Raw genomic sequence first — 12652 nt, 5'->3', positions numbered from 1 at the left:
GCGACGCCCAGATAGCCCCCGATGACCGGGTCTCCTGAAGTGTCGCGAAAGGTTTCAAATGACAGAGAATACAAAACACGCCATGTCCAGGGCGGAGTTCATTGCATTGATCGCGATGATGTTCGCAACGGTCGCATTTTCGATCGACGCCATGCTGCCTGCCCTGCCGGAAATCGGCCAAACCCTGAGCCCGGACAACGTCAACCGGGCACAGTTGGTCATTGCCGCTTTTGCCCTTGGGATGGGGATTGGTACATTTTTCACAGGCCCGCTGTCCGATGCGTTTGGCCGAAAGAACGTGATTTTTGCCGCAGCCCTCCTTTACATCGGAGCAGCCGTCACTGCCTGGGCAAGTTCGTCGGTTGAAATGCTGCTGCTGAGCCGCGTCGTCATGGGCCTTGGGGCCGCAGGGCCGCGGGTGGTGGCGCTGGCCATTGTGCGCGATCTCTATTCGGGCCGGGAAATGGCCAAGATGATGTCCATTGCGATGATGATCTTTACCCTTGTCCCGGCAATCGCGCCGATGCTTGGCGCCGGTATCATCTTTCTGACCAGCTGGCGCGCGATCTTCCTCGCCTTTGCGCTTTTTGCGCTGATCATTATTCTGTGGATGGGCCTGCGCCTGCCTGAACCGCTTGCAGTTGAAAGCCGCCGGCCTTTCCGTCTGCCACAGCTGATGGCGGCTCTGGTTGAGATGATCCAACATCCGACAGTACGGCTGTCGATGCTGGTCCAGTGCCTGTGTCTGGCAATGCTGTTTTGCATGATCACGCTGGTGCAGCCGATCTATGATGTCGTCTTTGACCGCGCAGAGAGCTTTCCGTTCTGGTTTGGCTTCATTGCGTTGATGTCGGGCACAGGCAGCCTGATCAATGCCTCTGTCGTCGTCCGCCTTGGCATGCGGCGGATGGTGACCTGGGCGCTGTGTGGCCAGATCGGGCTGTCTGCTCTGATGTTGCTGCTGGAGAGCCTGCATCTGCCCAATGATACGATGTTCGGTCTGTTTGTTGCCTGGCAGACCAGCGTCTTCTTCATGGCAGGCCTTACATTGGGCAACCTCAACGCCATGGCGATGGAACCGATGGGGCATATCGCAGGCATGGCCGCATCGATTGTTGGTGGTGTCTCTACCATCTTTGCGGCGGCGGCCGCCGCGACCGTTGGTCTGCTGTTCGACGGATCCATTGCGCCACTCACCGGTGCCATCCTGTTGATGGTCGCATTGGCCTTTCTGATCATGCTGCACATGGCGCGGGTCGAGATGCGCCATCCGGCCGAGTAACCCAGCCACGTCCCCCAAAAAACCAAAGCCCCGCCATATGTTGGCGAGGCTTTTTCATGTCGGGCTGGTCAGACGCACAGCAGCCCGAACGTCAGCTGCTTTTGGCTTTGCTGCGCTTCTTTTCCGCGACAACCTTCTCAGCAAGATCCCGTGCGATCGCAAAGGCCCCTTTGATTTTGTCGCTGTCCTTTTTCCAATCACGCCGCACAACGATTTTGTTGTCCTTCACCTTGGCCAAACCATCCTGGGCCTGAATGAACTCCACCAGCCCCTGGGGCGAGGCAAATTTGTCGTTGTGGAACTGTATGGTTGCACCTTTGGGGCCACCGTCCAGCTTGGCAATGCCCGCGCGTTTGCACATCGCCTTGATCCGCACGACGAGCATCAGGGTGTTGACCTCCTTGGGCAGCGGGCCAAAGCGGTCGATCAACTCGGCGGCAAAGCCTTCAAGCTCCACCTTGGTGCTGAGATCCGACAGGCGCCGGTACAAGCCAAGACGCACATCCAGATCCGGCACGTAGTCTTCGGGGATTAGAACAGGCACCCCCAGGTTGATCTGCGGCGCCCATTGGTCGTCCGCCGCGCTAAGCCCTTCCAGCTCGCCGGATTTGATCTTGGCAATCGCCTCCTCCAGCATGGACTGATAGAGCTCATAGCCGACATCGCGCATCTGCCCGGACTGTTCCTCTCCCAACAGGTTGCCCGCCCCACGAATGTCGAGATCCTGCGACGCAAGCGAGAAACCTGCCCCCAACGTATCAAGCGACCCCAGAACCCGCAGACGCTTTTCTGCGCCGGGGGTCAGGCGCACGCGCGGTTTGGTGGTGAGATAGGCATAGGCCCGCGTCTTAGAGCGCCCCACCCGGCCCCGGATCTGATAGAGCTGCGCGAGGCCAAACATATCGGCCCGGTGCACAACCATCGTGTTGGCCGTTGGGATATCCAGCCCGGATTCCACAATCGTGGTGGCAAGCAGAACGTCGTATTTTCCGTCGTAGAACGCATTCATGCGCTCATCCAGATCGCCCGCAGCAAGCTGACCGTGCGCCACAACATAGCTCAGTTCCGGCAGTTGCTCCTGCAGGAAGGCTTCGATCTCTGGCAGGTCCGTGATCCGGGGAACGACATAAAAGCTCTGCCCGCCCCGGTAATGTTCACGCAGGAGCGCCTCCCGGATCGTCACCGCATCAAATTCGCTCACATAGGTTCGGATCGCCAGCCGGTCGACAGGCGGCGTGCCGATGATCGACAGATCGCGCACCCCCGTCAGGCTGAGCTGCAGCGTGCGCGGGATCGGGGTAGCTGTCAGCGTCAGCACATGAATGTCGCTGCGCATCTGTTTCAGCCGTTCCTTATGCGCCACGCCAAAGTGCTGTTCTTCATCAATGATCAGCAGGCCAAGGTTTTGAAACTTGACGGTCTTGGCCAACAAGGCATGGGTGCCGACCACGATGTCCACCGTCCCGTTGGCAAGGCCCTCGCGGGTCTTTGCCGCCTCCTTTGCTGTAACAAAGCGGGACAACTGTCTGACTTCCAAAGGAAACCCGCGAAAGCGCTGCGCAAAGCCAGCAGCATGCTGGCGGGCCAACAACGTGGTCGGTGCCACAACTGCAACCTGAACCCCCGACATGGCCGCAACAAAAGCTGCGCGCATGGCAACCTCAGTCTTGCCAAAGCCCACATCGCCACAGATCAGACGATCCATCGGCATGCCAGAGTTCAGATCCGCCATCACCTCGCCAATCGCGCGCAGCTGATCGTCGGTTTCCTGATAGGGAAAGCGGGCCGAGAACTCTTCCCACGCATGTGGCGGCGGGTCCATCATCGGCGCCTTGCGCAGGGCCCGTTCTGCGGCCACCCGGATCAGCCGGTCTGCCATCTCGCGGATGCGCTCTTTCAGCTTGGCCTTCTTGGCCTGCCACGCGCCGCCACCAAGCCGATCCAAGAGACCTTCATCATGGCCGTATTTCGACAGCAGTTCGATGTTCTCAACCGGCAGGTAGAGCTTTGCCTGTTCAGCGTATTCCAGGAGAATACATTCATGCGCCGCCCCGGCGGCGGTCACCACCTCCAGCCCCTTGTAGCGGCCGATCCCGTGGTCGACATGCACCACAAGATCGCCGGGCGACAAGGACTGCGTTTCAGTCAGAAAATTCTCGGCCTTGCGGCGTTTCTTCGGGGCGCGGATCAGGCGATCCCCCAGCACGTCCTGTTCTGAAATCACGGTAAGATCGTCAGTCTCAAACCCGTGTTCCAGCGCCCAGACAGCGAGGTGCAGACCGGATTTGCCGATCCGCGTGCCATCACGGATTGCGATAACCTCCGCCAGCCCCTCATCCTCGATCAGCCCGGTCAGACGTTCCCTCGCACCTTCGGAATAAGAGGCAACAACCACAGGGCCAACCTGCATCCGCGCCTTAATATGATCCGCCAGCGTTTTGAAAAGACTCACATTTTCCAACTGCCGTTCGGGCGAAAAATTGCGCCCGATCCGTCCGCCTGCGTCAATCACCCCCGGTCCAGTAGCCTGGGGCAGCGGATGGAACTGGATCACCCTGTGGCTTGCGACCGCGGCCTCCCATGCGGGATCATCAAGATACAAAAGCCCCGGCGGCACCGGTTTATAGACCGTATCCATCCGCCCCTTCTGGGCCATCGCGATCTTGCGCGTCTCATATTGGTCAGTGATGCTATCCCAACGCGCCAGACGGGCGGGCGTCACCTGATCGTCCAGCGTGACCGTTGCGCCCGGCAGATAGTCAAACAGGGTTTCCAGCTCTTCGTGGAAGAACGGCAACCAATGCTCCAACCCCTGATATTTGCGTCCGGCCGACACCGCTTCGTAAAGCGGATCATCGGTTCCGGCAGCGCCAAACTCAATTCGGTAGTTTTGGCGGAACCGGGTAATCGCCGCCTCGTCAAGGATCACCTCGGACACCGGCGCCAGCTCGATCAGGTCCAGCTTCTCGGTGGTGCGCTGCGTGGCGGGATCAAACCGGCGCGCGCCATCCAGGACATCCCCAAAAAGATCAAGCCGAACGGGCCCAGCTTGCCCCGGAGGAAAGATGTCAATGATGCCGCCCCGAACCGCGAAATCGCCGGGTTCCATGACAGTTGGGCTCTTGGTGAAACCCATACGTGTCAGATAGTTACGCAGCGCTCCTTCATCAATTCGATGATCCACCTGCGCAGTGAACGCCGCGTCGCGCAACACCTGCCGGGCGGGCACGCGCTGGGTGGCGGCATTAAGCGTGGTCAACAAAACGAACTGACCCGGCATCTGATGCACCAAGGCTGCAAGCGTCGCCATCCGCGCCGCTGCGATATCCGCATTGGGCGAAACGCGATCATACGGCAGACAATCCCAACCGGGGAAGGAAATCACCGGCATGTCGGGCGCAAAAAATGCCAGCGCCGCACGCATCGCCTCCATCCGCTTGTCGTCTCGCGCCACATGGACCACCGGCCCGCCGGATTTAGCGAGTTCTTTCAGGATCAGCTTGGCATCAAACCCTTCCGGGGCGCCGCCTGCAATGATCGCCTGTTGCGCCATGCTACGTCTCTCTCTCTTCCGGTTCAGGGCAGGACGCCCCATCATGCAATATGGATGAGCCCAGCTCTCTGCCGATCAGCCAAGAAAGCCGATCTGCAGGTTCTGATACATGCCCCAAAGGGCTGTCACGAAAATCGCCAGCATCCCGACCAACTGGACAAACAGCCGGGTCAGGCTCAGCTGCCGCGCGAGTGCCTCACCTTCCAGCCCATCGCGATTGATGCGACGGGCCGCGGCCCAGTTAATTAGGCCGACAAAAGCCATCGGAAAGGCCAAAAGAAAAACAGCCTGAGCAAATTCGACGCTGTAGACAAACCCCAACATGCCCAGCATCGCCAGCACGAAACAGCTGACACCCAGCACCCAATGCCCAGACATTTCAGTGATATACATCATTCTGTTCACGTTGACGCGCACGATCGCCTCAAGATCATCCATTGGCTGACCACCCTGCTTGCGCGAGCGGTAAACCATGTCAAATGGCACCCCCAGGATCCAATGGCTCGCCGACGACCACACGACAGCGAGCGCGATCCAGTACCACAGATTGGAAAAGGACCGCATATCGATCAGCTCGGTCAAGGTGTGAAACAGATCCAAAGCATGGCCCTTCTGTTGTGCTGTCGGTGGCCCCTATATCCACTGCACAGCCTGTCGGCACAAGGGGTTGGGCCATGCAACGAAGCTCTCGTCTGGCGTGGCGCGGCGAATGTGCCACTTGTGATGCCGGGCGTTCCGTGTCACGCAGGGGAAAATACGCCTGCGAACGCGGGCAGATCCGCAGACATGAGGACGAAATGAAGCCCACCGTTGCCGCCTTTCCCGCTGCCCGCCCGCGCCGCCTGCGCGCGACGCCTGCCCTTCGCAATCTGGTGCGGGAGAACACGCTGACAACGGATGATCTGATCTGGCCGGTGTTCGTACGCGACGGCGACGGCATCGAAGAGCCGATCCCCTCCATGCCCGGTGTGACCCGCCGCAGCATCGACAAGATCAAGGAGGCCGCGCAAGAGGCTCAGGCGCTTGGCATTCCCGCAATCTGCCTGTTTCCCTACACCGATCCTGCGCTCAAGACCGAAGACTGTGCCGAGGCATGGAGCCCCGACAATCTGGTCAACCGGGCGATCCGCGCCATCAAATCCGTCGCGCCCGATGTCGCGGTCATGACCGATGTCGCCTTGGATCCCTACAATATCAACGGCCATGACGGGTATGTTGTGGATGGCGAAATCGTCAATGACGAAACCGTCGAAGCCCTGGTCAAGATGACCCTCGCGCAGGCCGATGCTGGCGCCGATATAATCGGCCCCTCCGACATGATGGATGGCCGTATTGGCGCCATGCGCCGCGCCCTTGAAACAGCGGGCCACCGCAACGTCACCATCCTGTCTTATGCTGCCAAATACGCCTCGGCCTATTACGGTCCGTTCCGCGATGCGGTTGGGGCATCTGGTGCGCTGAAAGGGGACAAGAAGACCTATCAAATGGACCCCGGCAATACGGACGAGGCCCTGCGGATGATCGAACGCGACCTTAGCGAGGGCGCCGATATGGTCATGATCAAGCCGGGTATTGCCTATCTCGACATTTGTCAGCGGGTCAAATCCACCTTTGGCGCTCCGACCTTTGCCTATCAGGTGTCTGGCGAATACGCGATGATCGAGGCCGCCGCCCAGAACGGGTGGATTGACGGTGAGCGGATCATGCTTGAGAGCCTCATGGCCTTCAAACGCGCAGGCTGTGACGGCATCCTGACCTACTATGCGCCCGCCGCTGCGCGGCTGCTGAACAGCTGACGACGTTAAGAAATCACGTTAAATTGCAGGCAGGAAGCCGCTGATCTCTCTTGGGAGATGGATGACAGGCGGCAGCTTTCCGCGTATACATTGGCGCAGAGCCAGGCAACTGGCCGGTTTCAATAACGTGAACGGCCCACAGGGCCCGCCCAGACAAACAGGCAACCACGATGAGCAGCTCTTTTTCTTCCCGTATGACACGGCGCGGTTTCGCGCTTGGTGCGCTTGCCGGTGCTGGCGTTACCGCCGCATGTGGCAACGGCATCGGCAATTCCAACGCCTCCAAGATCGACGCCCGTGTCGACGCCACTCTGAGCCAGATGTACAGCCAATACCCAGGCGCCGTCACCTTGGCCGAAAAATCCACTGGTATGTTGATCATGCCGCTCGTGACAGAAGCAGGCTTTTTCGTCGGTGGTGCCTTTGGGCGCGGGGCGCTGCGCATTGATGGCGTGACCGTGGATTATTATTCCACCGTAAAGGGCAACGCCGGTCTGCAAATCGGCGCGCAGCAATACGCCCATGTCCTGTTCTTCATGACCCAGGACGCGCTGTCGAACTTCCGCCGCTCCTCTGGCTGGGCGGCTGGTGCGGATCTGGAATATGTTCTGCGCGACGAAGGCAATTCGCTGGCCGCAGACACCAATACGCTGAACGCGCCGATCCTGGCGGCGGTTTTTGCTCAGGCCGGCCTGCGCCTCGGTGCGACGCTTGAGGGAACCAAATACACCCGTATCATTCCCTGATCGCTGTTGCAGCGCCTGAAATTGAAATGGCCTTTCCGTCGGGAAAGGCCATTTTTGTTTGTGTGTCGCAGCGCGGGCCAGATACCTTTTAATCCAGCGCTTTCAGACGCTTATAAAGGCTAGAGGTGTCCCAGCGACCACCGCCCAGTTTCTGAACGTCCTTATAGAACTGATCGACCAGCGCCGTGACCGGCAGGCTGGCCCCGGTTTCATCGGCAGCGTCCAGACAGATCCCAAGATCCTTGCGCATCCAGTCCACTGCAAAGCCGTGCTCGAAATGATCGTCAAGCATGGTCTCGTGGCGGTTCACCATCTGCCAGCTTCCTGCAGCGCCCTGGCTGATGACCTCAACCACCGCGCGCCCGTCCAGACCCGCCTTGTCCGCGAAATGCAGCGCCTCACTCAGGCCCTGAACCAGCCCCGCAATGGCAATCTGGTTGCACATCTTGGTCATCTGACCTGCACCGCTGTCGCCAATCCGACGACAGATCCGGGCATAGGCATCAATGATGGGTTCTGCCTTGTCATAGGCCGCCTGATCGCCACCACACATGACGGACAGAACCCCGTTCTCGGCACCAGCCTGCCCGCCTGAAATCGGCGCATCGACAAACGAAAGCCCCGCCTCTGCGGCTGCGGAAAACAGCTCGCGCGTCACCTTGGCCGACACTGTCGTGTGGTCGACAAAAATCGCCCCCTCCGACATCGCGCCAAACGCACCGGTCTCTCCAAGACAGACGCTGCGCAGGTCGTCATCATTGCCAACGCAGGCCATGACGAAATCAGCGCCTTTCGCCGCCTCTGCCGGGGTTGCGCCCAAGGTGCCGCCGTGTTCCTTGACCCAAGCCTCCGCCTTGGCGGTTGTCCGGTTGTAGACAGTGACCTCATGGCCTGCCTTCACCAGATGTCCTGCCATCGGGTATCCCATGACACCCAAACCCAAGAATGCAACCTTTGCCATCTGCTTTTCCCCTGATGCGTCTTGTCCTATGTTGGCGTCACCCTAACAGCCGGGCGCTGCGGCGCAATCTGCACGGGCAAAAAATATGCGCCGCAATCAGGCAAATAACATCAAATTCCTGAGGAACTGCACCACCGATGCAACTGCTCTTTCGCTGGCTTCTCCGCTTCGCCGCTGGCCTGATTCTGCTATCTGTTCTGGGGCTTGGCCTGATCTATTTCCTGGCCGCTCAATCCTTGCCCGATTATGACAAGGAAATCGCCCTGCCCGGGCTGCTCGCCCCGGTCGAGATCGTGCGCGACAATGCCAATGTGCCACATATCTTTGGCAGCTATGGCGCCAGCGACGAAGACGTCTATTTCGGGCTGGGCTATGCCCATGCGCAGGATCGGCTGTGGCAGATGACCGTTCTGCGGCGCACCGCCAAGGGGCGGCTTTCTGAAATCTTCGGCAGCCGCACCGTTCCTGTCGACACGCTGGTGCGCAGGCTCGATATCTATCGCCTCGCCCAGCAATCGGTTTCGGCCCAGACACCCGAAGCGATGACCGCGCTGCAGGCCTATTCTGCCGGGGTCAACGCGCGGCTTCAGGAAATCAACGACGACGCGCTGGGTCGCGGCGCGCCAGAGATGTTCCTGTTCAACGTCCCGATGGCGCCGTGGCAGCCGGCAGACAGCATTGCACTGATGAAGCTCATGGCACTGAAGCTGTCCGGCCATATGCAGGAAGAGATCCTGCGCGCCCGCGTCTCGCTCGCCCTTCCTGATCCAGAGCGGCTGCGCGACATCCTCCCCGATGCCCCCGGCAAGGGCATTGCCGCCCTGCCCGAATACGCCGCGCTTTTTCCCAGCCTCAATCGCCATGCGGCAGCGACCGCGCCCTTTCCCGATCTGCCGCTGATGCCCGTTGCGCCGCGTGGTCAGGCGGGCGCCTCAAACGCCTGGGCCGCAGCCCCCAATCGGTCCGCCGCTGGCGGGACGCTCCTTGCCAATGATCCCCATCTGGAGCTCACGGCTCCGGGCATCTGGTATTTGGCCCGTCTCGAACTTGGCACCGGCGGGATCATCGGCGCCACAATCCCCGGTATCCCCGCGGTCCTGACGGGGCGCTCTGATCTGATGGGCTGGGGGGTGACCTCTTCGTATATGGACGATCAGGATCTGTTCATCGAACAACTAAACCCGGAAAACCCCGAAGAATACCTGACACCGAATGGCTACAAACGGTTTGAAACACGCCCCTCGATCATCAACATCAAGGACGGAACACCCGTCACGCTGACGCTGCGATGGACTGACAACGGACCTGTCCTGCCGCGGTCGCTCTTTAACCTTGCCAGCATCACACCGCCGGGCCATGTCATCAGCCTTGGCTGGACTGGCCTCAGCCCGCAAGACACGTCTGTCAGCGCAGCACTTGCGCTGATGCGCGCGAACTCCGTCGAGGAAGCTATTGAAATCGGGGAAGGTTTCATCGCTCCGTCGCAAAACATCACGCTTGCGGACCGCAACAGTATCGCGCTGAAAACCGTCGGAGCCATCCCGGCCCGTGACGCCCGCCACCAAAGCCAGGGACGCCTGCCCAGTCAGGGCTGGCGCGCCGAAAATCGCTGGCTGGGCCGCGCGCCATACGCGGCGAACCCTGAATTTGTCGAACCGGTTGGCGGCATTCTGGGCAATACCAACAACAAGCTGCTGGACCGCCCATTCCCCAATCACGTCTCGTTTGAATGGGGCGACACCCAGCGGATCAACAGATGGCAACGGTTGATGCAGGATCGTCAGGTTCACACCCGCGACAGTTTCATTGAGGCGCAGCTCGATACCGTCTCCTACACGGCGCGCACCCTATTGCCGCTGATTGGTGCAGATCTGTGGTTCACCGGAGAGGCCGCCGCCGAAGGCACCCGCGAGCGTCAACGCCAGATCGCACTGTCCCTGCTGTCTGAATGGAACGGCGAGATGAACGAGCACCTGCCAGAGCCGCTCATCTATGCGGCCTGGGTCCGAGCTTTGCAAAAACGCCTGATCACCGACGATCTCGGCCCTCTGGAAGCGGAGTTCAAGCACGTCGACCCGCTATTCCTTGAACGCGTTTATCGCAATGTCCAGGGTGCCGCGGAATGGTGCGACGTCCGCCAGAGCGCCCCGCGTGAGAGCTGCACCGACATTGCCCGCCTTGCGCTGGATGATGCGCTGATCTGGATCGAAGAAACCTATGGAACGGCCTTGGAATCCTTACGCTGGGGGGATGCCCACCAAGCCACCCAGAACCATGAGGTCCTGGGCGAAGTGCCGTTCCTGCGGGTCTTTTTGAACATCACGCAGTCCACCAGCGGTGGCGACAACACGCTCCAGCGTGGCCGCACATCTGGAGAGGCTCCCACCCCCTTCCACAACGTTCACGCAGCGGGCTATCGCGGCGTCTATGATTTTGCCGATCCGGACAGTTCGGTCTTTATCCTGTCAACCGGACAGTCCGGTCATTTCCTGTCCCGCCACTACGATGACATGTCGCAACTGTGGCGTCGGGGCGAATATATTCCAATGTCTCTGGATGAAGATCTGGCACGTGCTGCCGCCGTTGGCATCACCAGATTGCTGCCAGTGAATTAAGTATCACGCATAACAATCTGATAAAAAATAAAAACCCCCACCGACACATCTGTCAGCGGGGGTTTTTTCAATGGTATTGCGGCCCGATGTCAGAGCCCGGCAAACCGTTTTTTCTGCGTCTCTGTCCACAAAACGGTCAGTTCAAAACCGGTTTCGGTCTGCACTTCCTTTTGCACGACATCCTGTTCAAACAGCCACGCCCGCTGTTTGCCTTGCGCAAATGTCAGGGTGATATCATCTTCATGACGAACCGATCGCAGCTTTTCCGCGATGTCTGCAAGAAGACGGGGCAATCCCTCTCCACTGATCGCTGAGATCGCATGAATGCCGTCTTCGCGCTCGGCTCTCTGACGTCTGGCTTCCGCTTCGTCCTCGCTCAGGAGATCCAGCTTGTTCCAGACCTCGATCCGCGCACGGCTGTCATCGACCCCAAGGGACGTCAGGATCGCCTCAACATCATCCGCCTGGTTCTGGCTTTCCTCATGGCTGATGTCGCGCACATGGACGACCACATCCGCGGCCAGAACTTCTTCCAACGTGGCGCGGAACGCCGCGACCAGCTCGGTCGGCAGGTCAGAAATGAACCCAACAGTGTCCGACAGGATGATCTCCGGCCCGTCCGGCAGTTCAACCCGGCGCATGGTCGGGTCAAGCGTGGCAAACAGCATGTCCTTCGCCATCACCTCAGCGCCCGTAAGCCTGTTGAACAGCGTCGATTTGCCTGCGTTGGTATAGCCGACAAGCGCAACAATCGGATACGGTACCTTGGCGCGCGCAGCCCGGTGCAGCGTCCGTGTCTTGACCACCTTGTCCAGCTGACGGCGCAGGCGCACCAGCTGTTCATCAATGGCGCGACGGTCCGCTTCGATCTGGGTTTCACCGGGACCGCCGACAAACCCCAAACCGCCCCGCTGGCGTTCAAGGTGGGTCCAGGCCCGAACCAGACGGGTGCGTTGGTAACTCAGCGCGGCCATCTCCACCTGCAGCACACCCTCACGGGTGCGCGCCCGGTCCGAGAAGATCTCAAGGATCAGCCCGGTCCGGTCGAGGATCTTGACTTTCCACGCCTTTTCCAGATTGCGCTGCTGAACCGGGGATACCGGTCCGTCAATCAGGACCAGCTCAACCTCATTGGCTTTGAACTGGTCCCGCAATTCTTCAATCTTGCCCGAGCCAAACAGCATCCCCGCGTGCGCCTTGGGCAGGCGCACGACGTCAGAGCCGATCACTTCGATATCGGGCAAGGCTTTTGCAAGTGCCACGCCTTCTTCGAGGGCGGACACCGCATCGCGACGATCGCGATCAGATTTGATATCAGGATGCACCACCCAGGCACGGGTGGGCGTCCGGTCATGCTCCATCAAGAGGCGTCTTCACCTTCATAGAGGCTGATCGGCTGGGCGGGCATGATTGTCGAAATGGCGTGCTTATAAACCAATTGCGATTGCCCGTCCCGACGCAGCAGGACACAGAAATTGTCAAACCATGTGATCACGCCCTGCAGCTTGACGCCGTTGATCAGGAAAATTGTGACCGGAACCTTGGTTTTACGAACGTGGTTCAGGAAGGCATCCTGAAGATTCTGTCTGTCCGAAGCCATTATTGTTATCTCGCCTTTTTTCTTGCTGCGCTGCGGACCAGCGCGTCGTGTCAAAATACTATGAACGCAGAAATGGGGACTTTCCACCGGAAAATCACG

9 protein-coding genes are annotated in these 12652 nt (G+C 59.7%); 4 read left to right on the top strand and 5 right to left on the bottom strand.

Annotation, left to right across the window (positions count from 1 at the left end; translation table 11 throughout):
- The first annotated feature begins 58 nt into the window (after positions 1 to 58).
- Positions 59 to 1282: a multidrug effflux MFS transporter gene (locus NIT7645_RS06160; protein WP_008562100.1), complete on the top strand. Its 1224-nt coding sequence runs from the start codon at positions 59 to 61 to the stop codon at positions 1280 to 1282.
- A 91-nt stretch (positions 1283 to 1373) separates the two neighbouring features.
- On the opposite strand, the gene mfd is transcribed toward NIT7645_RS06160, so the two are convergent.
- Together mfd and NIT7645_RS06150 are read right to left on the bottom strand one after the other, a co-directional pair.
- Complete coding sequence (gene mfd / locus NIT7645_RS06155) at positions 1374 to 4835, bottom strand: transcription-repair coupling factor (protein WP_008560587.1); 3462 nt, start codon at positions 4833 to 4835, stop codon at positions 1374 to 1376.
- 75 nt (positions 4836 to 4910) lie between these two features.
- Entirely contained in the window at positions 4911 to 5435 is a 525-nt protein-coding gene (locus tag NIT7645_RS06150; RefSeq protein ID WP_050686353.1) for a hypothetical protein, read from the bottom strand.
- Positions 5436 to 5632: 197 nt separating this feature from the next.
- Between NIT7645_RS06150 and hemB the strand changes: the two genes are divergently transcribed.
- Positions 5633 to 6631, top strand: coding sequence for a porphobilinogen synthase (gene hemB / locus NIT7645_RS06145; RefSeq protein WP_037302400.1), 999 nt, complete (start codon positions 5633 to 5635; stop codon positions 6629 to 6631).
- Between the two features lie 170 nt (positions 6632 to 6801).
- Positions 6802 to 7377, top strand: coding sequence for a lipid-binding SYLF domain-containing protein (locus tag NIT7645_RS06140; RefSeq protein WP_037302401.1), 576 nt, complete (start codon positions 6802 to 6804; stop codon positions 7375 to 7377).
- Between the two features lie 88 nt (positions 7378 to 7465).
- On the opposite strand, the gene NIT7645_RS06135 is transcribed toward NIT7645_RS06140, so the two are convergent.
- Entirely contained in the window at positions 7466 to 8368 is a 903-nt protein-coding gene (locus NIT7645_RS06135) for an NAD(P)-dependent oxidoreductase (RefSeq protein ID WP_278245769.1), read from the bottom strand.
- Positions 8369 to 8475: 107 nt separating this feature from the next.
- Here NIT7645_RS06135 and NIT7645_RS06130 point away from each other — a divergent pair, with 107 nt between their 5' ends.
- On the top strand, positions 8476 to 10953 hold the full coding sequence (locus NIT7645_RS06130) for a penicillin acylase family protein (protein ID WP_008561507.1): 2478 nt from the start codon (positions 8476 to 8478) through the stop codon (positions 10951 to 10953).
- 89 nt (positions 10954 to 11042) lie between these two features.
- On the opposite strand, the gene hflX is transcribed toward NIT7645_RS06130, so the two are convergent.
- Positions 11043 to 12314 carry a GTPase HflX gene (gene hflX, locus NIT7645_RS06125; RefSeq protein ID WP_008560146.1) on the bottom strand — a complete coding sequence of 424 codons (1272 nt, stop codon included), beginning with the start codon at positions 12312 to 12314 and terminating at the stop codon, positions 11043 to 11045.
- A complete protein-coding gene (hfq, locus tag NIT7645_RS06120) occupies positions 12314 to 12553 on the bottom strand; it encodes an RNA chaperone Hfq (protein ID WP_008204623.1) in 240 nt (79 codons plus the stop codon). The genes hflX and hfq overlap by 1 nt, the downstream gene beginning before the upstream one ends.
- Positions 12554 to 12652: the final 99 nt, after the last annotated feature.

Origin of the sequence: Phaeobacter italicus (assembly GCF_001258055.1) — a bacterium.
Lineage (GTDB): Bacteria > Pseudomonadota > Alphaproteobacteria > Rhodobacterales > Rhodobacteraceae > Phaeobacter > Phaeobacter italicus.
Note: the sequence above shows the minus strand (reverse complement) of the source record. Positions and strands in the feature narration are given on the sequence as shown.

Excerpts from the sequence above, each read along its gene's own strand:
- NIT7645_RS06160 (WP_008562100.1), top strand. The coding sequence starts at position 59 with ATGACAGAGAATACAAAACACGCCATGTCCAGGGCGGAGTTCATTGCA.
- mfd (WP_008560587.1), bottom strand. The coding sequence starts at position 4,835 with ATGGCGCAACAGGCGATCATTGCAGGCGGCGCCCCGGAAGGGTTTGAT.
- hemB (WP_037302400.1), top strand. The coding sequence starts at position 5,633 with ATGAAGCCCACCGTTGCCGCCTTTCCCGCTGCCCGCCCGCGCCGCCTG.
- NIT7645_RS06140 (WP_037302401.1), top strand. The coding sequence starts at position 6,802 with ATGAGCAGCTCTTTTTCTTCCCGTATGACACGGCGCGGTTTCGCGCTT.
- NIT7645_RS06130 (WP_008561507.1), top strand. The coding sequence starts at position 8,476 with ATGCAACTGCTCTTTCGCTGGCTTCTCCGCTTCGCCGCTGGCCTGATT.
- hflX (WP_008560146.1), bottom strand. The coding sequence starts at position 12,314 with ATGGAGCATGACCGGACGCCCACCCGTGCCTGGGTGGTGCATCCTGAT.
- hfq (WP_008204623.1), bottom strand. The coding sequence starts at position 12,553 with ATGGCTTCGGACAGACAGAATCTTCAGGATGCCTTCCTGAACCACGTT.